Genomic DNA, 20,355 nt, shown 5'->3' with positions numbered 1-20,355 from the left:
GGTTTTAACCCTGCTAAGCGAATAGTATTTGCAAATGGCTCGTGTCGTCCACTACCATCATCCCCAGGCTGAGCAGTTCTCGCTCAAATATAGCTCAGTCTCTCCAGCAGACCTTCTTTCCCGCCAAGAAGAGGTAGAGGGGGCTACGAAGTTCATCGGCTATCCATTTGATGAACCAGTCTACATTCTCTATGAAGGGGAGACGGGAATCGAAGCTACAAGTGATGTCGAATTCAATAGTGAGTGGCTTAGCGAGCGGATTAGCGATCTTCCGCGTGCTGGACAAGTGACTGCCTTCCGATTAGTCGAGTTGCTTGAGGCGGCCGTTGACGCACACGATAACGAAGAGTTTCGTCTATACAAAGAGTTCGAACCGCAGAAAATCCAGCAGGCGCTTGATCACGTCTCGTGGGGGACAGGGCTATCGCAGGTTGCTGGTGAGTTGATGTCGAACCTGATTCTGCGCCATTCACTTCCGAATGCAAATCATCGGACGGCGATTGCAATGCTGCAGTTCTGTATCGAAAGTGTCGCTCCAGACTTCGAAATGCCACGCACTCACGTTGACGACCATACGTGGCGTGACTGGGTTGACCCATACATTGTTGACTCAAAGCGCTTGATCACGGTCCGCCGCAACAACGTCCGATTCAAGCAGCTTCGAGAGCTTGATGTTGATATCGTTGAACGGAAGGATGGGATCCAGATCGCGCTAGCCGAGTTTGAGTTGGATATGCATTGGCGAGACGCTCTCTCGACGTATGTGATACGGCATGAACAACACTGTATTGACTTTGCCCAGGCAGTACTCAGCCGTACAGATCAGGCGGATTTCACAGAACAGCCTGGCCCGTCAAAAGCCGCCTTCGTCGAATATTTAGAGACAGGTCTCGTCGAACGGGACTTCAGTGAACTCTAATCAGTCGCGAAGCTTCGCAACCGAGTGGCCAACCTCGCGCACATGCTCACTGCGCTCAAGATCAAGCTCCTCAGCGAGATGGTCAACGGTCTCTTCGAGGCTCATACATGAAGAAAGCCGATCGAGCAGTATAAACCTACTGCAGAGACGAGATGGCCCGCAATATCGTATCACCGCACTTGCTGTCGGGAGAGACGACAGTCGGCCTTCGCCGTGAGTCGAGAAGACCCGTCTCTTTCCAACGCGTCACCACATCATCTCGGTCGTCAGTCGTCTCGCCGGTGCTTTCGCCAGCCTGACTGTTACCGAGAGTATCACCGGCGAATGACACGGTGTTGCTCCTCGATTACACCGATATCAGGCCCACTCACCACGGCCGGCTGTCCTTTCTTGTTGTCTGGTTATGAGATGTGTGCAGTAACGTCGGTTGAAGAAATCTGTCCAGTTGGACTATTGCGAAGGAAAAGCCGGTGGAGGGATTTGAACCCTCGGCCTATTCCTTACGAAGGAATCGCTCTAGCCAGTCTGAGCTACACCGGCACGCTCAGGGTCACCTGCGCTCTCTGCACTCGAATGTTCTCGCCAGAAACGGCTTAAGGGTTGCGGAATCGCCGCCGGGCTACGCGAAACCAGAGGGAGAGCTACCGCGAGAGGCGAACGTCGAGACAGACGTTCAGTTCGTGGGGTGCGTACGAGCGCACGACGCGGCGGTTCTCGACCGTCACGTCGTACGCGTGGTCTCCCGACTCCGCCGCTGCGCGAATCGCGTCCTCGCCCGGACCGAACGGGTCGTCCTCGTGCTGGATGTCGTAGTAGTGGAGTGTGCAGTCGTCGCTCGCGAGCAGGACCGCGGTGTCGAGGAACTCGTCGGCGCTGTGTGGGAGGTTCATGACGATGCGGTCAGCCCAGTTCCCGTAGTCCGACGCGACGTCTCGGACGTCCCCGTGAATCGCGGTCACGCGGTCCGCAACACCGTTCCGGCGTGCGTTCTCCCGGAGGTACTCGATGGCCGCCTCGTTGATGTCGACGCCGACGGCTTCGGCTCCCCGCTTCGCGAACGGGACGACGAACGGGCCGACGCCCGCGAACATGTCGAACGTGCGTTCGTCCGCCCCGACCTGTTCCGCGACGCGGTGGCGTTCCGTGGCGAGCCTGGGGGAGAAGTACACCTGCGCGACGTCGAGCAGGAACTCACAGCCGTACTCGCGGTGGACCGTCTCGGTGCCGTCGCCCGCGAGCACGGTCCAGTCGCGAACGCGCCGGTCGCCTTTCACCTTCGACGCCCGGTCGAGCACCGTCTTCACCGGCAGGTCGGAGTTCGCGATTGCGTCGGCGACCTCGCGGGCGCGCTCCGGGTCGTCCTCGTCGACGATGACGATGTCCCCCAGGCGCTCGTAGCTCGGCTCCTCGCCGAGCAGATCCGCGGGCATCGTCTGGGTCTCGCGAGCGGGGACGTCGCGTTCGACCACCTCGAATCCGTCGGGGACCGCCTCAGGATCCGTTACGGGGACGTACAGCCATCCGTCCTCGACCACTATCTCGCGGTTCTCGGCCACCAGGTTGGCGTCCGCGAGTTCGCGGCGCGTCGCCTCCCCGCGTTCGCGCTCGACGCGCACGCACGGCGTCTCCATGGTTCCCTGTTCCCCCGAGCGGGCGTTAACCCTGACGCTTTGGGGACCGCGGCGACCGGATAGCTGATCGAGATGACCGCTCGGGCACAGAGCGTCGAGAGACGAATCGAGCTCTCGGTTCGGGCCGACAGAATTCTGGTCCACCCGGTCCGCGCTGTCGAAATCACCGCCGAAGCGCAACCCGAGCATCCGTGCCAGGAGTTTTCCGATTGGGTTCGGGAACCAGGTGCCGACAGCGAGAGCGGGCCACGCGTTGAGAGGACCGATTGCAAGACGACGCCACCACAGCAGTTCCGTCCCGATACGCCCGGGATGACTGCGACGTATCCGGCCGAGTGGTCGCGTGACCGCCTCGACGCGGAGTCCGAATCATGATCGCGAAGACGGTTGCTCGTGCGACGAAAGCGCCCGTCCAGCGGCGAGCGGGCCTCGATTCCGGTTCATAATCGGCGTCAAAGCCCGCAAGGAGGAGTGAGAGTGGTGTTCGTGAGCGGAGTATGAGGCGAGAGTACGCGAAAGGAGTCTGCGAGCAGGGTGGACGAGCGATTCGGAGCGAGCGAATGCAGTTGCGTCTGGTGATTTCCGTGGGGAGTAGTCGCTCCGAGTGATAGGGAGTTTACGACCGCGTAATCGCCAGACGGGAACCGATTATGAAGAATGAGACGGGCTAAATCGGAGGCGGTCCGCTCACATCCGGTGGGCGCTGAACCCGTAGAACGGCGGTCTATCCCGCGATACGCGCGGCTTCAACCGATTCGCGACGCCTCTCATTCCTTTCCCTAACTCCGTTTTTCACCCTCTTCTCACAATCTATTACCGGGCATCTGGGCCGATTATGAACCCGGTTCGACGCCCCGATGTCGGGGGAGAGCTCTCATAATCGGTTCTCGTCCCGCGGTTTCGATTATGAACCGAGCCGGCATCGACGGTCGCTACCGTCGTGGAGAGCGTCGGTCCCGAAGCGACCGGGATTCCGGTCGGAGATTCCGGTCGGAAAGGGTGGCGATGACTCTGTTGAGGACGGGGCCTCGTTGACCGGACCTCGAGACAGTCTGGCCGATGCTGATACCCAGCAGCGGACACGTGGCCCGTATTGGTCTTGGAACCGCAACGGGTCGGTAGTTCGGACTGCAATCCCGTGGCGGGATTCCCGTGTCTTCAAGCGCGGGAGGAGGTCAAGCGCGCCGCTTAACTCCCGTGCGTGACGAGAGGCGGGTATGCTCACCTTCATCGGGCTCGGCCTGTACGACGAGCGCTCGATCACGGTCGAGGGCCGCGACGCGCTCCGGTCGGCCGACCGCGTCTTCGCGGAGTTCTACACCAGCCATCTCGTCGGCGCGACTGTCGACGACCTCGAACGGTATCACGACGCCGACATCGAGGTCCGGGACCGTGCCGGCGTCGAGCAGGACCCCGAGGAGATCCTCGCGGCCGCGGAGGACGGCGATGCCGCGTTCGTCACCGCTGGGGACAGCATGATATCGACGACCCACGTCGACCTGCGACTGCGCGGGGAGGAGCGCGGCATCGACACCCGGGTCGTCCACGCGCCGACCGCCCAGTCCGCAGCCGCCGGCCTGACCGGCCTCCAGAACTACCGGTTCGGTAAGGCGACGACGCTTCCATTCGACTACGCCCACGGCGCGGACGGCCTCCCGGCCAGCGTCACCGACACGCTCGACCAGAACCGTGAGCGCGGCCTCCACACGCTCGTCTACCTCGACATCAAGGAAGACCGCGGCGACTACATGACCGCCAGCACCGCCGCCGACATGCTCGCGTCCGGCTATGAGGACGTCCTCGCCGTTGCCGTCGTGCGCGCTGGCAGTCCGAGTCCGGTGGTCGAGGCCGCCCCGGTGTCGGAACTGGCGACGCGGGACTTCGGCGACCCGCTCCACCTGCTCGTCGTCCCCGGCGACCTGCATCACGTCGAACGCGACGCGTTGGCGACGCTCGCCGACGCGCCGCCGGACCTGCTCGACGAGAAGCTGGCGTAGCCCGCGGCTCTCGATAGGTCGTCGTCGAGTAGAATCGTCCGCGTCCGCTCCTTCTCTGCAGTACTCGGTGCAGCGGTGGGACGTGTCTTGCTCTTTCTCAGCGCGGAGCAGTTCCGTCTCGGATTAGAACGGTTCGTCTCGTCGCGGGGTAGAACGGTTCTGTCACGTCGTGGGTCAAGCGGTTCTGTCTCCGCTCGGGTTAGAACAGTCCGTTGCGGTACGCGGAGTAGTCCGTATCGCTACAGCTGTCGCTCACCGGTCGAGCGCGAAAGAAAAGTCAGTATCGTGTGGAATCGGAGTCAGCTACTCCGATTTAGTTCTCGCGGCGGAGTGCGAGGAGCGCGGCGGCCATCAGCGCGACGAGGGCGACGGCGACGCCGAAGCCAGGCTGACCGTCACTGGTGGTCGTGCTGGTGGTCGACGTCGTGCTCGTCTCGGACGGGTCCGAGGACGTGGTCGACGTGGTCGACGTCGTCGAGGTGGTCGACGTGGTCGATGTCGTCGAGGTGGTCGACGTCGTCGTCGTCGTGGTCGACGTCGTCGTCGTCGTCGGGTCGTCGTCCTGGGCCTTCACGACACCGTCGACAGAGATGTCGGAGTTCTGAAGGCTGGCCTTGAACTCAGTGCCTTCCTCGTAGTCGGTGAAGTCGAAGGTGGCCGAGAACGTACCGTCTTCCTGAACCGTAACGTCCTGGTTCATGTAGAAGACACCAGTACTCTTGGCAACCACAGTCAGCTCGGTGCCGGGGGCGAGGTTCGTCTCGCCGGAGATGGTGCCTTCTTCACCCGAGACCTGAACGCTGTCTCCACCGTTCAGCTCGGTCTCTGCCTCTTCGACCGTGACGGTGGTCGAGACGGACTGCTCTTCGTCAACGAGAGCGTAGTCCTCGGAGAGCGTGAAGGCGACTTCCCACTCACCAGTGGCATCGCCGTGGTCGTCCATCTGTTCGAGCGTATCGACCGGGATGACGGCGTAGAACGTACCGTTCTCGCCGTCCTTCACGAGGTCGAACTCGCTCGAGTTGAACGAGTCGGCGTCGGTGTTGGCTTCGACGTTGGAGCCGGTCTCGGTGACCGTCATCGTCATGCCGCTAGCGTTAGTTTCGCTAGGCACGGAATCGATCGGAACGTCACTGCCGTCGTACAGTGCGCCGAAGATGCCGTTACCTTTGACCTGCACGACGACCTTGTCGTCGCCCTTCGCGACGGTGTTGCGCTGGTTGATCGAGTCGGTGAGGTCGGCGAGGTTGCCCCCGGAGTCGACGTCACCCGACTGGACCCACGTCTGGGCGCTGTCGAGGCTACGCGGACCGACGGACAGTGCGGAGACTGCCTTGTCGTTCTCGTTGTTCACCCACGTACGAATCTCGTAGTCGCCCTGACCGAGCGGGCCGGAGATCTTCTCGTTGTCGCTGTCGAGGCTGATGGAGTCACCCTCGGAGGCGTACACGACCTCGCTATCGTCAGCGCTGATGCTGTCCTGGTCCGTGCGGTAGGTGTTCAGGTAAACCGTAACCTGACCGTCTTCGTCATCGTCCGAAACGGTCGCGTTGACCTGGAAGAAGTCGGACGACTTCGTACCGATTTCGACTTCCGCTTCCTTGCTGTTGTCGAGGTTCACCGTGATAGCGGCGATGTCACCGCGCTCGACGTTGTACACGCTGTCCGTGAACGAGGACGTGCTATCGGCAGCATCCTCGACGTCGATGGACGTCTCGGCGGTGATACCCGTGTTGACGTCAGTCACTTCGACGGTGTAGGAACCGGTGTCCAGTTCGCCGAAGTCGACAGTCAGTTCACCCTGACTGTTGAGTTCAACACCGCTCTTCGTCTCGACTTCGCTACCACTGCTGTCGAACAGCGTCACGTCGACAGTGCGACTGCTTTTGAACGCCGTGGCCGTTGCCGTGGCGTTCTCTGCGTTCGAGACGTTCCCGGCGCTGATGTCCAGACCAAGGTCCTTGATGTCGAGCGTCACCGGGTCGTTAGTGCCAATGGTGAAGTTGTAGTCGACATCGGAGTTGAGGTCCGCAGTGTCGAAGACTGCGACCTTGCTGTTAGCGCCCGTACTGAACGAGCGGGAGTAGTCGCTATCGACACCGTTGATGTCGTAGTCCGTGTCGGTACTGTCAGCAAGCACAGCGACCTTCTCACCGGCGTACGCAGTCGTGCTACCGGAGATGGTCGTGGACGTCGTCGTCACCGTGAAGTTCTTGACGTGGTTGTCCTCACTGGCAGTCCCGTTGTAGACTGCGAGAGTTGCCTCACCACTCAGGTCGGCGCCACCTGCGAGGTTGAACTGTGTCGTCCCCGAGTCGGCGTCAACGTTGTGAGACTTCACTACGTAGTTACCGTCAGGCGACCCAGATCGATTATAAACCTTGAAACTGTAGTCACCCGGGGTATCAATCTTATTGGCGAATACCACGCTGATATTGTTAGTGTCGCTGCTACCGTTGTAGTATTCCACAGGTCCCTGGGCAACGCTGGACGCGGGGTCGTCGCTAGCTGCGACGGACGACCCTGCGAATGCGGTCGCGCCGGCGAAAACCGACATGACCATCAGCGCTGTCAGGAACAGGCTGCGGATTTTGTCTGCGTTTCCTGTCATAGTTTGTCTTTCTTTGGTTGTTGTTCGGCGACAGCATCTTTCCCACGACCCTTTGAATACTTTGTGTAACTCGGACCGACCGAGCAGGGAAGCGGTACTCGTCCTGCCACCATGGGTAGGGGTACACTGAAAACGTTATGCCCTCGTTATATATGCTTTGTGGTCTGAAACGCCATCTCACGGCCTCAATCGCCGAAATACAGCTAATCCTGGATTCAGTGGCGTATAGGTGATACGTAATCCTACGGACCACTACCGCCGAACCCTCCCGGGACGGAAATTTCGTTCGGGGCTTCAAGACGCCGGTTCACATCGACAGCCTTTAAGTAGTTCTCTCCGCCCCGAAGTTCTAAGATAGGTTATGGGAGGATGCGTTCAGGTATGATTATAAAGTGGTAGTTCGACCTCGGCCGCGCTATCTCGGCAGGGAATTGTAATTGAAAGAGTCAATCTGGTTGAGACGTTACGGGCGATTAGCGCGCGAGCCGGAGGTCGGTTCGAACGAGAAAACGGCGGTCCGTTCGCGCGAGACGCAACTGGTCAGCTCGCGTGAGACGCGACGGTCGATTCGCGCGTGAAGAACAGTGGGTGGGCGAGCGCGGTCAGTCCCGCGAGATGATCTCTATCTCGTGGCCGTCCTGGTCCTTGGTGAAGGCGTAGCGGTCGTCGCAGGATTCGGGGTCGCGGTAGTCCTCGGCCTCGCGCTCCAGCAGCGTCTCCCAGTAGTCGTGGAGGTCGTCCGCGCGCACGGCGAGGTGCCCCCAGGCGTCGCCCAGGTCGTAGGAGCGCCCGTCGTAGTTGTAGGTCAGCTCGACCGCCATCGCCTCCTCGGCGGCGTCCTCGGGCTTCACGAAGTAGTTGGCGAACGTGTCCGACTCCCAGCGGCCGGTGTGCTGGTACTCGAACTTCCGCGTCCAGAAGCCGAGCGCCTCGTCGGCGTCCTCGACGCGGATCATCGTGTGGTCGAGGCTCCACGGCGCGCCGTGGTCGCGCTCGACGATCTCGACCTCGTGACCGTCGGGGTCCTTCACGAAGGCGTAGCTACCGCCGCAGGAGTCGGGGTCGCGGTAGTCCTCCACGCCCTCGTCCATCAACTGCTCGTAGGCGTCGTACACGTCGTCGACGCGCACGGCGATGTGCCCCCAGCCGTCGCCCAGGTCGTACGAGCGGTCGTCGTGGTTGTAGGTGATCTCGAGGACCGCCCCCTCCTCGTGGAGGTCCTCGGGGCCGAGGTAGACGTTGGTGAAGGTGTCCGCCTCCCACCGACCCGTCTCCTCGTAGTCCAGGTGTCCCTGGTACCAGTCCAGCGTCTCCTCCAGGTCCTCCACGCGCATCATGACGTGGTCGAGTGTCCCGCTCATTGCGTTCTAGGGCATCCCCTCCGGAGCGTTAAGGCTACCGCTCGCGGAACGCCGAGACTGGGCGACGAGGTGACTTCCTCCCACGGCTTCAGGCCGTGAACTTCCTTTCCGAGTGATTCGTCCATTGGTGACGCTTCAAAGGCAAGGCCTCCTCACGGACACTCGGTCTACGAGACTACCTCAAAATAGCCAATTCTGAATTAGCCTATTTCAGATTTTACTACTCGGGAGTTTTATCTGGATTCGCGATAGCTACGGACTATGGAGCGATTCGTGAACCGTGCGGACGAGATTGGGCGGCTCCGGGACTGTTACGGGTCGAGTACCGCCGAAATAGTCGTCGTCTTCGGACGTCGACGGCTTGGGAAAACCGAACTCGTCCGAGAGTCGTTGTCCGACCCTGATGACGCTGTGCTGTACCAGGCGACCGAAACCACGCGACAGATACAACTGAACGAGTTCGTCGAGGTCGCGTCGGAATCGTTTCCCGGTATCGACCGAATCGAAACCGAGTGGGAGTCGGTCCTGGGGTATCTCGCCGAACAAGATGCAATCATCGTACTGGACGAGTTCCCGTACCTCATCGATGCAGATAGCAGTCTCCCCTCGGTCATTCAGCGACTCTGGGACCAGGAGCTACGCGACACTGCGGTAACGCTCGTGCTCGTTGGCTCCTCGATCAGTATGATGGAGGAGGCGACCCTCCTCGGGAACAGTCCGCTCTACGGCCGGTTCACCGAGCAAATCGACCTTCGACAGCTAGACTTTGACGCTGCGCGCAAGTTCTTCCCCGATTCCTACTCGCCCGAACAGCTGATATTCGCGTGGGGCGTGTTCGGGGGGACACCATACTATCTGGACGGTATCGATCTGGACGGCGATCTGGGACGAGTCGTTCAGCAATCGATTCTATCACGACAAGGGTTTCTGCACGACGAACCGGAGTACGTCCTCCGCACCGAGCTAACCGAGCCGAACAGGTACTTCGGCATCCTGAAAGCAATTGCTGCCGGAAACACCACCGCGAACGAAATTGCGCAAACGGTCGGAATCGACGGAAAGCAGATCTCGACGTATACGCAGAAGCTAGAGCGACTGCGACTGGTCGAACGTGAGGTGCCGATCACGGAGGACAAGACGAAGTCGCGCCGGGGTCGGTACCGAATCCTCGATCCACTGTTTCGGTTCTGGTTCCGGTTCGTCTACGGAAACGAAGACCGGTACGAGCGATTGGGTGACGACGCCTATGAGACTGTTATTCAACCGGAGATGGCTGACTTTGTGAGCCAGGAGTTCGAAACCCGGTGTCAGGATGTCCTTCCCGACCTGTATCCCGACAAGACGTTCGTCGATATCGGTCGGTGGTGGTACAACGAGTACGAGGTGGACGTCGTCGGATTCACCGCAGATGGAACGATGGTAACTGGCGAGTGCAAGTTCACGACGGCCCCACTCGATTACAGTGCCCTCGACTCGCTCGAGAAGCACACGGAAGAGATTCGGTGGTCACCAGACGGCAATGAGGTGACGCATGAGTACGCACTTTTCGCTCGCAACGGGTTTACGCAGTCGGTTCGTGAAGCGGCGACCGATCGCGACGACCTACAGTTGTTCGACCTCGAACGAATCGTCGAACCGGCCTGACGTCCCTGCCGTAGTTTAGTCTACAGGCGGAGCAGGGTGAGTGCCTCGGGGCTCGACCCCGAGGGTGAAGCCCGTGAAAAGGCTTAACATTCCACGTTTCGTATCGTGGTTTAACGACCGTGACGCGGGTTAAAGACCTTAACCCGAAGTGGTCGTTCGAAGGTTTGGAAATGCGACTCCTCTCAAAATCCGCGTCCGTGGCGTGGTGAGACGGGAGTTGTCGGGTCGTGGTGGAGCGACCGACCCTCACGGACACCAGCGAGGTGTTCGGGTGTTACTTCCAGCCGACCTCGCAAGAGAGAGGTCGAGGGGAATTGAATTCGCCTGCGTCCGTTCGTCCATTTTTGGACGACACGGACAAAACGGTGAAGCCTCGGGGGCTTGTCCCCGAGGTACTTCACATTATGCACGCGTTGCGTGCGTGCGCTGTGAAACGAGCGAAACTACACTACCTTCTGTCGAGTGACTCGCGAAGGTCCGACCGGTAGAACCACCAGGCGGCGGCCCAGAGCAGCAGGGTTCCGAGCGGCACCACCGGGCCGCCGCGGCGCACGAACCCGGAGGCGAAGACGGCGTTGCTCGCGCCGGCGATGACGAGCAGGCCGCCCGTCACCCGGCGGTCCTCGAACCGGCCGGCGAACGCGCTGACCACGCCGGCGAGGTACAGCAGGACGGAGACGGGCCACGCCAGCAGTCGTTGCGGGAGGCCGGCGGTGTAGACGAGGAGGTAGTCGGCGAGGGTCGTGACGTGGCCCGTCGCGGGGTTCACCAGCCCCCAGGGGAAGACGAGCGTCGTCCCGCCGGGCGCGAGGAGGACGGTCCACGGGACGGCGAGTAGCGCCAGCAGCGCGAGTCGTCTCACTTCCGGACGATGAGCCGGAGCACGTCCTCGTCCGCGAGTTCGTGGTCCATGCCGACCTGCTGTTCGTCGTGTTTCGCGCTCGAGCCGGAGACGCGCGCGAACCGGAACCGCTGCTTGAGGTCGCCGCCGAGTCGCTCGCAGGCGTCCTCGATGGTGCTGCCCTGTGGGACGACGAGCGGTTCCTCGTAGTCGACGCCGCGACCCGGCTTGTCCATGTATATCCGCATCATGCCGAGTTCCGACCAGATCCTCTCCTTCAGCGACTCCAGGCCCTTCTCCTTCTCGGCGCTGATGAACACGGCCTCGTCGGGGTCGATGTCGCGGTCGCGCAGTTCATCGCGCACCTTCTCTGCGTAGTCCGGTTCGATGAGGTCGACCTTGTTCACGGTGACCATCGAGGGGAGGTACTCCCGGTTGTCCATCACGCCATCGACGAGGCGGTCGATGTCGATCTGCTCCCGGAGGGTGACGTCGGCGTTGACGTACCCCTGCTCGCGCAGCACTTCCTTGATGACGTTCTCCGAGAGGTCCTGGTCGACGCTGGAGGTGACCCTGATACCGCCTTTCCCCTTCTTGGAGATGTGGATGCTCGGCGGCTCCTGGTCGAGTCGAATCTTGTTCTTGTACAGTTCCTCCTTGAGGCGGTCGTACTGGTCGATCTCGAACACCGAGAGGACGAAGACTACGAGGTCGGCCGCGCGGACGACCGACAGCACCTCCTGGCCGCCGCCGCGTCCGCTGGCCGCGCCCTCGATGAGCCCCGGCACGTCGAGCACCTGGATGTTCGCGCCGTTGTACTGCAGCATGCCGGGGTTGACGTCGAGCGTCGTGAACTCGTACTCCCCGACCTCGCTCTCCGCGGCGGTCAGGGCGTTCAGCAGCGTGGACTTCCCGACGCTGGGGAACCCGACGAACGCCACGGTCGCGTCGCCGGTCTTCTCGACGGCGTAGCCCTGACCGCCGCCAGCGGAGGACTGGTTCTCCAGCTTCTCCTTTTTCTCCGCGAGCTTCGCCTTCAGCCGTCCGACGTGCTCCTCGGTCGACTTGTTGTACGGCGTCTCGGCGATCTCCTCGCGGAGGTCCTCTATCTCCTCCTCCAGTCCCATCACGGGAAACTCCGCTACGACTGCCGAAAAAGCCTTTCCTTCGTTCGAGCGGGGCGGTCCTCCGGTTTCGATACGTTAATAGTTACTGGCCTTCGAACGGACGACGAGAGATGCCGGACCCCGCGACGTTACGTGACAGCACACAGATCGTCCTTCCAGACGAGGCGCTCGCTGGGGTACGAGAGGAGCTCGAACGACAGTTCACGGTGACCATCGTGCCGGTCGAGGAGGAGTATCTCCGCATCGTCGGCAGCCCGGTGGAGATACAGGACGTCAGCCAGTTTCTCGGACGACACGGCGTCAACCTGCCGTGACGTGACCGCGTCGCCGCCGAGGTGACCCGACGGTCGGTGGCGACGCCCGCTGTCGACGCCCTCGCCGACGACGCCGATGCCTCCGCCGAGACCTCCTCGCCGGCGACGCCCGGTCGTCGCGGGCCCGGACGAGGCGGTAGTCGACCCTCGACTCGTCGAAGTCGCGACGTTTCGCCGGTCCGCGGTCCCGGCGGGTCTACGGCGAGGCACCAAAAGAAAATCCTTAAAACTGCCGCGGGACTTCGTTCACCTATGGCTGATACGATAGAAGTGCTGGTTCCGGGTGGAGAGGCGAACCCCGGGCCGCCGCTCGGCCCCGAACTCGGGCCGACCGCGGTCAACGTACAGGAGGTCGTCACCGAGATCAACGACCAGACCGAGGCGTTCGACGGCACCGAGGTGCCCGTCACCATCACCGTCGAAGACGACGGTGGCTTCGAGATCGAGGTCGGCGTTCCGCCGACGGCGGCGCTCGTCAAGGACGAGGCCGGGTTCGACACGGGCAGCGGCGAACCCCACGAGGAGTTCGTCGCCGACCTCTCGGTCGACCAGATCAAGAAGATAGCCGAACAGAAGAAGCCGGACCTGCTGGCCTACGACACGAAGAACGCCGCGAAGGAAGTCGTCGGCACCTGCACCTCGCTCGGGGTCACCATCGAGGGCGAAGACCCCCGCGAGTTCAAGAAGAAGGTCGACGACGGCGAGTACGACGACGAGCTCGCGGAAGCCTAACGCGGAGTTCCTCCTGTCGATTCGCGACCACCGCCGAGCGATGCGTCCGCCCGCGGCGCTCCGGACGCGCACCACGGCCGGGCTCCATCTGACCGTCGCTCGACAGAAAAGGAAAGCCTTGATACGCGACGGTGTGAGTTCCGACCGGATGAATCGGAAGGAACACGTCCTCAACGCGGCACTTCTGAGCATCGGCCTGGGGTACGTCCTCCACCCCTCGGGCGACGTCGAAACGTTCGTCAGCATCGTCGAGGTCGGCGTCCCCGTCGTGCTGGGCGCGCTGTTTCCGGACGTCGACACCGCCTTCGGCAAACATCGGAAGACGCTGCACAACCTGCCCGTGCTGGCGCTGTTCTACGTCTTCCCCTTCTACTTCGGCAACCTCCAGTTCGTCTGGATCGGCGTGCTGACCCACTACGCGCTGGACATGCTCGGGAGCAAGCGCGGACTCGCGCTGTTCTACCCCTACGAGAAGGAGTTCGGCGCGCCCCTCGGTGTCTCCGTCAGTAGCTCCCTGGCGACGACGGTCACGCTCGTGGTGACGGGCGTCGAACTGGCCGTCGCAGCGCTCGTCGTCTATCGCGGACTCGTCGTCGACGCGGGGCTCGCGGCGCTCGGAATCCAGTAATCAGTTCGACCGCGTCGACCGCGTCAGTAGACGCTCACGTCGTCGAACCGCCCGTCGTACGTCTCGGCGTCGGGATGGGTGGGTTCCGTCCCCGAGAGGACGATGCGGTCGAGTTTCTTCCACGTGTTCTCCCAGCCGATGTGGGCGAACTCGGACTTGCGGAGCAGTTCGTGCGAGCGGCCCGTCCGGTGGACGACCCGCCCGAGGTCGCCGGACTGGATGCTGTCCACGAATTCGTCCGTCGACGCGACCGGCTCGGCCAGCTCCGTCCAGGCCTCCCCGATGGCCCACCGCGTGTGGGCGTACGACGAGGCGAACGTCGGCTTGCGCGTGTCGCGGGCGATCTCCTTCGCCCGGCGGTTGTGTCGTTCGAGGTTCTTCAGGTTGTACGTCTCGACGGCGTCGACCACGTCGGCGTGCACCCTGATGTCGGCCTCCGAAACGCCGACGTTGATGAACTCGGGATGCGGAACGAGCACGGCGGCGTCCTGTCGCTTCAGTTCGGCCATCGCGCCGGCCAGGGAGATGAAGTCGGGAATCGGGTCGTCGAGACCGACCGCGAGCAGGTGTTTGCGGTTGCGCCAGGTCCCCGTGAACACCTCCCGGGCCGGCACGACGAGCAGGTCGTCGTCGGAGAACTCGTCGGCTCGTCGCTCTATCTCCGGGTAGGGAACGAAGTGGGGGGCGTACACCAGGACGTCGATGCCGCGGGCCTTCGCGCGCTCGACTGCGCGCTCGTCGAGCACTTTCACGTGCATGTCGACCCGGAACTCGTCACGCGCGGTCACGATATCTCGTTTCCACGGTCGGAATTTAGGGGTTCTGATACAGACCAGTAGCGTATACTTCCGTCTTCAGGCGGAGGTCTAGCAGTAAAATGGTGTGATGTCCCGCTAATCTCGGCATTGATAGATTCCTTACACCACACCAATAGTATTAAAATACGTGAACAATATAGTGTACAACACGGAAGGGAGAGCGGATCGTGACCGAATTCACGAAGACACTAGAACTGAAACTGGTCGCGCCGAACGCCCACAAGCGACAGAAACTCCGAGAAACGCGAGAGGCGTACCAGCACGCCCTTCACGACGCCTTCGACGCTGGCTGTACAAGTCAAACTGAAGCGAACGACGTGGTGGTCAACTACGACTTGAGCGGGTACGCAAAAAACGCACTCAAGAAGTACATTCCGCAGTTGACGACGACCTACGACGCGGACGAGCTTCACGACGACCACCCCGTCCGCTTCACGAACGAGGGGCTACGTCTCGATCACAAGCCCGAGAACGAAATCGAGTGGTACATCAAAATTCCGCACCATGAGGACTACCACCTCTGGATGCCAGCACAACCGAATCCCGAACAGCGGGACTGGCTGGAAGCGTTACATGCTGGTGACGCGGAAATGGGCGAGAGTCGGCTGTTCAAGCGGAATGGGACGTGGTATCTCCACGTCACCGCGACCCGCAACGTGGAGGACGGTTCCGAGGTGTCCGCCGAGGAACGGACACCCATCGGTGTCGATATCGGGGAAGCGTCGCTCGTCACGGTGTGTCACCGCGACGACTACGGTTGCCCGACCGCTCCCGAACTGTGGGCCGACGACGGCAAGACCGTTCGTCGGCTCCGCAAGACCTATTTCACCGCCAAACGGCGACTCCAGAGACGCAGAGGCGAGCGTATCGCAGAGTCGTTCGGAGATGACTTGTGGACACAGATTGACGATGTCTTCCACCGTGTGACTCGTGAAGTAGTGGAATACGCTGAGTCCGTCGAGAACCCAGTGCTAGTTTTGGAAGACCTGACGTACATCCGAGAATCGATAGACTATGGGGAGTATATGAACCGCCGTCTCCACGGGTGGGGTTTCGCCAAACTCCACGCTCAGATACGCTACAAGGCCGTCGAGAAAGGGATTCCCGTCGAGACGGTGAACCCGCATAACACGTCGAAGGAGTGTCATGTTTGCGGTGAGGTAGGGTATCGTCCGCGACAGGCAACGTTCAAATGCTCGAACGACGCTTGCTGGATGGGCGAATACCAGGCGGACGTGAACGGGGCAATAAACATTGCAGACCGCTACCGTAGCGGAGAGAGTCGTTCCAGAGAACACGAGAACGACGATGACTCGGCTGCGGATGGGGCGCGTTTGACCGCGCCACAAGACAGCCACGCCGATGCTGAAATCCAGCAGGAGACGCGTGGAACGTATGCGTCTTGAAACCACAGGGTCGGGTAAACGCTCGGCCTAACATCCCGTGGTGGGACTCCCGCGTCTTTTGACGCGGAAGGAGGTCAATCCGACACTGTTCGACTCCCCGTCGTTTCACACGCAGTGACGGACGTCGGCGTCGACAGACACCCCGACGTATAAAATATCTCACACCCGGTTCCGGTCCGGCAACGTCGCGCCCGCGGGGAGTCAGCGCGACTCGACGGCGCTCTCGCATTCGATTACGCCAACCCGAAAGTATTTGAATGGGTTGCGGCTTTGACGTAACATGGATGCGCGTACAGTCGAACAGGTGAAAGATTGGGATTCCCGCCCGTTCTCGGGAGGTTTCGACGCACTCCGGGACCTGGCCGACTCGGAGTTCGCCGGGGCGGTTCGCGCCGGCGGGTCGTGGCTGTTCATGCTCAACGGTCGAGTCGTCGGCGTCTTCGACGGCGAACTCGCCGACTTCGACGCCGCGGACGGAACGGCGTTCGAGGCACCCCATCCGTCGCTGCCGCTGCTCTACGCGATGCAGGAACGGGGCGGGCGGACGCAGGCGAAGTACTACACGAACGACACGCCGCTCTCGGAGGCCAGTGACACCCTCTCCGAGAAGGGGTTCACCGGCTACGTCGAACTCAGCGAGAACGTCCTGAGCGGGGACTACTACGTCGTCTACCACGGCGGACGCTCCATGAGCGTCGCCTTCGTCGGCGAGAGCGAACAACTCATCGCTGGCGAGGAGGCCTTCGAGCGCGCCAACGACGAGGTCGGCATCTACGAGGTCGTCGACGTGGACGTGGAGGTGACCGAGATTCCGGAACCCGAATCGTCGACGGACGACGGCGGGGCCGCCGCGGGGGCGGCCGCCGACGCGCGAGACGACTCCGGGTTCCGGGACCGCCAGGAGTCGACGCCGGCGTCTCGCGACGCGGGCGACGACGGCGGCTCTCCGGAAGCGACCGGGACGGCCGCGACCGACGCGGGAGCGGCGGAGGCTGGTGGCGGTCCGGACGCCGGAGCGACCGACGCGGCGGCGTCCCAGCCGTCGGAGACGCCCCCGTCCGACGCCGCGGCGGGTGGAGTCGACACTGGACGGTCACCCGGCGAGTCCGCGTCGGCGGACGTCGACCGCGACCGGCCGGACGGCCAGCGGACCCGAGACGCAGCCGGGGAGACGGCCGGAAAGCAGCGCCAGGTTCCCGACGAGGGCGGACCGGCGGCGTCCCAGGAGGCCGACGGAGCGGACCAGGAGGGGCCGCTCGCCGACGAACAGCAGTGGCGCGAGACCACCACCATCCCCTCGCTCGACCCCGAACGGAGCAGCGAACACCCGAAGGGAGCGAGGACCGCGGGCAAGCAGGCCGGGTCGCGGTCGAAGGGACAGTCCCGACCGGCGTCTCAGCGCCAGCCTCGGGGGTCCAAGCGGCAGCCGTCGAAGGCGGCCAGTTCCGAGAGTCAGGGCGGCGACGGCCCGAGCCCGCAGGAACTGAAGGCGGAACTGGAGTCGCGCGGCGAGAAGATACAGCAGTTGCGCGAGCGCCTCTCGACGGTCGAAGACGAGCGCGACAGCCTCCGCGAGGAGCGCGACGACCTCCAGGCGGAGGTCGAGCGTCTCCGCGAGCAACTCGAGACAGCGCGGGCGGCGGGCGAGAGCGCACCGACCGCCGACCGCGACCTGACGCGCCAGCAGGCGCTCGACGGGACGAACCTGTTCGTCCGGTACGGCTCGAAAGGCAAGGGGACGCTCGAGGACGCGGCGGTCGGCGAAGCGAGTCGCGAGGAGGTCGCCGCCAACCTGAAACTCGAACACCACACCCAGTTCGACGCGGACTCGGTCACGGTCGACGGCGAACCGTTCGAGGAGTTCCTCTCCGACTCCATGGAGTACGAGTTCGCGAACTGGCTGGTGTCCGACCTCCTGTACGAGATCGTCGATACGGGGAACGAACGTGGCATGAACGACGTCTTCGAGGCCATCCCGGACGTGGACCGCGTGGAGCTTCGCGGCATGGTCGAAGCGGCCGACGACGACGGCGAGGTCTACGAGGAGACGTTCGACGTGGTGTTCCGCGACCGGATGGGGAATCCGCTCGCGGTGGCGAACCTCAACGACTCCCGCGACCCGGCCACCGGCGAGATGCTGGGGTCGCTCGTCGACGCCGCGTCCGCGGTCGGCCAGGCCAACGACGAACTCTGCGGGGCGTTCGAGGTCACGCGAAGCTTCTTCGAACCGGCGGCGCTGGAGACGACGGAAGACGTGACGAGCGGCGGTCTGTTGACCAGAGAAAAGCGCAAGAGCTTCGTGAAACTATCGCGCAAACGAGGGTATCATCTCTGCCTCGTGGAGTCGCGCGACGGCGAGTTCCACCTGAACGTTCCCGAACTCTAGCTTTCGGCTTCCGCCATGTCGCCGATTTTCATCGAGTCGAGCTTGTCGGTGATCTCGGAGAGCTTCTCGTCGAGTTCGGCGACGAACTCCTGGGTGCGGTCGGTGGTGATAGCGCCCTGGTTGGAGGGGGAGATGAGGTTCTCTTCTTCGAGGACGCGGAGGGAGTACCGGACCTTGTGGTGCGGGTAGCCGGTCTCGTTCGACATCTTCACGATGCCGATGGGTTCGTTCTCGATGACCATCTTCAGCACCTGCAAGTGCCGTTCGAGCATATCGACTTCCTTTTCAAGTCGGTCTATCATGGCACTTGTTAACTTGTCTTAGAGGCTTTTAAATGTTATTGTCCGGGCTCAAAATCGACAGTGAGTCGAGCTTTCGAAGTGGGACGGGTTAACACTTGCGGCTGGCGGACGGAGTCACCGGAGAAGCGCCGGTCGTCAGAGCGCCGGAATATCCTCGGCCGTGTCGGTATTCCGTCGGCGACGTTCCGAAGTTGTACACGTCCGTGCATCATTCGGGGCGAGATACCGTAACCGGTTTAGGAAGTGCGGGAGAATCCACCGTCGGTATGACCGTAACCATCGTCGGTTCGCAACTCGGCGACGAGGGCAAGGGGGGCGTCGTCGATCTCTACGGCGACGCCGCCGACGTCGTCGTCCGGTACCAGGGCGGCGACAACGCCGGCCACACCGTCGTCGAAGGCGACGAGGAGTACAAGCTCTCGCTCGTTCCGAGCGGGGCCGTCCGCGACAAGGTCGGCGTGCTCGGCAACGGCTGCGTCGTCAATCCCGAGACGCTGTTCGACGAGATGGACGCGCTCCGCGAGCGGGGGCTGGACCCCGACGTCCGTCTCGCCCGTCGCGCGCACGTCATCTTTCCCTATCACCGCGCGCTCGACGGCATCGAGGAGGAGGCCAAGAGCGACTCGGACGCCGAAGTCGGGACGACCGGACGAGGCATCGGCCCGACCTACGAGGACAAGGTCGGCCGGCGCGGCGTCCGCGTCGGCGACCTCCTCGACCCGGACGTCCTCCGGGAGAAACTGGAGTACGTCGTCCCGCAGAAGCGCGCGCTCGCCGAGGAGGTGTACGGCGTCGAGACGGGCGAGGAGTTCGACGTCGACGCCCTCTACGAGCAGTACCGCGAGTACGGCGAGCGCCTGGCCGAGGAGGACATGACCGTCGACGCCGGCGACTTCCTCGGCGACCGCATCGATTCAGGAAAGAACGTCATGTTCGAGGGCGCACAGGGCACCGTCATCGACATCGACCACGGCAACTACCCCTACGTAACGTCCTCGAACCCCACCGCGGGCGGGGCCGCCACGGGAACCGGCGTCAGCCCCGGCGTCGTCGGCGGCGGCGAGGTCATCGGCATCGTCAAGGCCTACCTCACTCGGGTCGGCAGCGGCCCGCTGCCGACCGAACTCGGCGGCGTCGCCGGCGACACGCCCGGCTACGACGAGCAGGGAGAGGGCGAGAACGAGGAACTCGCCGAGTACATCCGCGAGGAGGGCGGGGAGTACGGCACCGTCACCGGTCGCCCACGGCGAGTCGGCTGGCTCGACGTCCCGATGCTGCGTCACGCCGCGCGCACCAACGGCTTCACCGGCCTCGCCGTCAACCACGTCGACGTGCTGGCCGGCCTCGACGAGGTGAAGGTCGGCCACAGCTACGACCTCGACGGCGAGGAACTGTTCACGATGCCCGCGACCACCGAGCGCTGGGGACGCTGTGAACCCAACCTCCGCAGCTTCGACGGCTGGGAGGACGTCGACTGGGACGCGGTCGCCGAGCAAGGGTACGACGCCATCCCGGCGAACGCCCGACGCTATCTCGACTACGTGAGCGACCAGCTCGACACGGACGTCTACGCCGTCGGCGTCGGGCCGGGCCGCGAGCAGACCGTCGTGCTCGAAGACCCCTTCGAGTAACTCCGTT

16 protein-coding genes, 1 tRNA gene and 1 pseudogene are annotated in these 20,355 nt (G+C 62.8%); 9 read left to right on the top strand and 9 right to left on the bottom strand.

Features of this window, described 5'->3' with window-relative positions:
• The first annotated feature begins 34 nt into the window (after nt 1–34).
• The gene (locus ACTF4R_RS14140) at nt 35–919 is read left to right on the top strand and encodes a DUF8172 family protein (protein ID WP_440008527.1); all 885 of its coding nucleotides are present in this window, start codon (nt 35–37) and stop codon (nt 917–919) included.
• A 465-nt stretch (nt 920–1,384) separates the two neighbouring features.
• On the opposite strand, the gene ACTF4R_RS14135 is transcribed toward ACTF4R_RS14140, so the two are convergent.
• Both ACTF4R_RS14135 and ACTF4R_RS14130 read right to left on the bottom strand, forming a co-directional pair.
• Nucleotides 1,385–1,459, bottom strand: a tRNA-Thr gene (locus ACTF4R_RS14135).
• A gap of 101 nt (nt 1,460–1,560) precedes the next feature.
• Nucleotides 1,561–2,550, bottom strand: coding sequence for a class I SAM-dependent methyltransferase (locus tag ACTF4R_RS14130; RefSeq protein ID WP_440008526.1), 990 nt, complete (start codon nt 2,548–2,550; stop codon nt 1,561–1,563).
• Nucleotides 2,551–3,767: 1,217 nt separating this feature from the next.
• Between ACTF4R_RS14130 and dph5 the strand changes: the two genes are divergently transcribed.
• Entirely contained in the window at nt 3,768–4,547 is a 780-nt protein-coding gene (gene dph5, locus ACTF4R_RS14125; protein WP_440008525.1) for a diphthine synthase, read from the top strand.
• Between the two features lie 313 nt (nt 4,548–4,860).
• Here dph5 and ACTF4R_RS14120 read toward each other — a convergent pair whose 3' ends face one another.
• The 3 genes and pseudogenes from ACTF4R_RS14120 to ACTF4R_RS14110 all read right to left on the bottom strand — a co-directional run bounded on the left by ACTF4R_RS14120 (nt 4,861) and on the right by ACTF4R_RS14110 (nt 8,519).
• Nucleotides 4,861–6,888 (bottom strand): DUF7827 domain-containing protein, encoded by a 2,028-nt coding sequence (locus ACTF4R_RS14120; RefSeq protein ID WP_440008869.1) that lies wholly within the window; start codon nt 6,886–6,888, stop codon nt 4,861–4,863.
• Between the two features lie 177 nt (nt 6,889–7,065).
• Nucleotides 7,066–7,158 (bottom strand): annotated as a pseudogene (locus tag ACTF4R_RS14115) (surface glycoprotein); the annotation flags it as partial.
• A gap of 602 nt (nt 7,159–7,760) precedes the next feature.
• Complete coding sequence (locus ACTF4R_RS14110; protein WP_440008524.1) at nt 7,761–8,519, bottom strand: VOC family protein; 759 nt, start codon at nt 8,517–8,519, stop codon at nt 7,761–7,763.
• Nucleotides 8,520–8,780: 261 nt separating this feature from the next.
• Here ACTF4R_RS14110 and ACTF4R_RS14105 point away from each other — a divergent pair, with 261 nt between their 5' ends.
• Nucleotides 8,781–10,163: an ATP-binding protein gene (locus tag ACTF4R_RS14105; RefSeq protein WP_440008523.1), complete on the top strand. Its 1,383-nt coding sequence runs from the start codon at nt 8,781–8,783 to the stop codon at nt 10,161–10,163.
• Nucleotides 10,164–10,611: 448 nt separating this feature from the next.
• Here ACTF4R_RS14105 and ACTF4R_RS14100 read toward each other — a convergent pair whose 3' ends face one another.
• On the bottom strand, nt 10,612–11,025 hold the full coding sequence (locus ACTF4R_RS14100) for a TIGR04206 family protein (RefSeq protein WP_440008522.1): 414 nt from the start codon (nt 11,023–11,025) through the stop codon (nt 10,612–10,614).
• Nucleotides 11,022–12,131 (bottom strand): OBG GTPase family GTP-binding protein, encoded by a 1,110-nt coding sequence (locus ACTF4R_RS14095; protein ID WP_440008521.1) that lies wholly within the window; start codon nt 12,129–12,131, stop codon nt 11,022–11,024. Before ACTF4R_RS14095 ends, ACTF4R_RS14100 begins: the two co-directional genes overlap by 4 nt.
• Before the next feature lie 110 nt (nt 12,132–12,241).
• On the opposite strand from ACTF4R_RS14095, the gene ACTF4R_RS14090 reads away from it, so the two are divergent.
• The 3 genes from ACTF4R_RS14090 to ACTF4R_RS14080 all read left to right on the top strand — a co-directional run bounded on the left by ACTF4R_RS14090 (nt 12,242) and on the right by ACTF4R_RS14080 (nt 13,805).
• Nucleotides 12,242–12,445: a VNG_1110C family protein gene (locus ACTF4R_RS14090; protein WP_113277222.1), complete on the top strand. Its 204-nt coding sequence runs from the start codon at nt 12,242–12,244 to the stop codon at nt 12,443–12,445.
• A gap of 252 nt (nt 12,446–12,697) precedes the next feature.
• A complete protein-coding gene (locus ACTF4R_RS14085; protein WP_440008520.1) occupies nt 12,698–13,177 on the top strand; it encodes a 50S ribosomal protein L11 in 480 nt (159 codons plus the stop codon).
• Nucleotides 13,178–13,325: 148 nt separating this feature from the next.
• Nucleotides 13,326–13,805 (top strand): metal-dependent hydrolase, encoded by a 480-nt coding sequence (locus ACTF4R_RS14080; RefSeq protein ID WP_440008519.1) that lies wholly within the window; start codon nt 13,326–13,328, stop codon nt 13,803–13,805.
• Nucleotides 13,806–13,828: 23 nt separating this feature from the next.
• On the opposite strand, the gene ACTF4R_RS14075 is transcribed toward ACTF4R_RS14080, so the two are convergent.
• The gene (locus tag ACTF4R_RS14075; RefSeq protein WP_440008518.1) at nt 13,829–14,593 is read right to left on the bottom strand and encodes a PHP-associated domain-containing protein; all 765 of its coding nucleotides are present in this window, start codon (nt 14,591–14,593) and stop codon (nt 13,829–13,831) included.
• A 197-nt stretch (nt 14,594–14,790) separates the two neighbouring features.
• On the opposite strand from ACTF4R_RS14075, the gene ACTF4R_RS14070 reads away from it, so the two are divergent.
• On the top strand, nt 14,791–16,029 hold the full coding sequence (locus tag ACTF4R_RS14070) for an RNA-guided endonuclease TnpB family protein (protein WP_440008517.1): 1,239 nt from the start codon (nt 14,791–14,793) through the stop codon (nt 16,027–16,029).
• 280 nt (nt 16,030–16,309) lie between these two features.
• Nucleotides 16,310–18,415, top strand: a complete 2,106-nt coding sequence (locus ACTF4R_RS14065) for a DUF7527 domain-containing protein (protein WP_440008516.1) — start codon at nt 16,310–16,312, stop codon at nt 18,413–18,415.
• On the opposite strand, the gene ACTF4R_RS14060 is transcribed toward ACTF4R_RS14065, so the two are convergent.
• Entirely contained in the window at nt 18,412–18,717 is a 306-nt protein-coding gene (locus tag ACTF4R_RS14060; protein WP_433633215.1) for a hypothetical protein, read from the bottom strand. The two genes, ACTF4R_RS14065 and ACTF4R_RS14060, sit on opposite strands and share 4 nt — an antisense overlap.
• Nucleotides 18,718–18,983: 266 nt before the next feature.
• Between ACTF4R_RS14060 and ACTF4R_RS14055 the strand changes: the two genes are divergently transcribed.
• The gene (locus ACTF4R_RS14055) at nt 18,984–20,348 is read left to right on the top strand and encodes an adenylosuccinate synthase (RefSeq protein ID WP_440008515.1); all 1,365 of its coding nucleotides are present in this window, start codon (nt 18,984–18,986) and stop codon (nt 20,346–20,348) included.
• Nucleotides 20,349–20,355: the final 7 nt, after the last annotated feature.

Origin of the sequence: Halomicrococcus pelagicus (assembly GCF_051917725.1) — an archaeon.
In the GTDB taxonomy this organism is placed as follows: Archaea; Halobacteriota; Halobacteria; order Halobacteriales; family Haladaptataceae; genus Halomicrococcus.
Note: the sequence above shows the minus strand (reverse complement) of the source record. Positions and strands in the feature narration are given on the sequence as shown.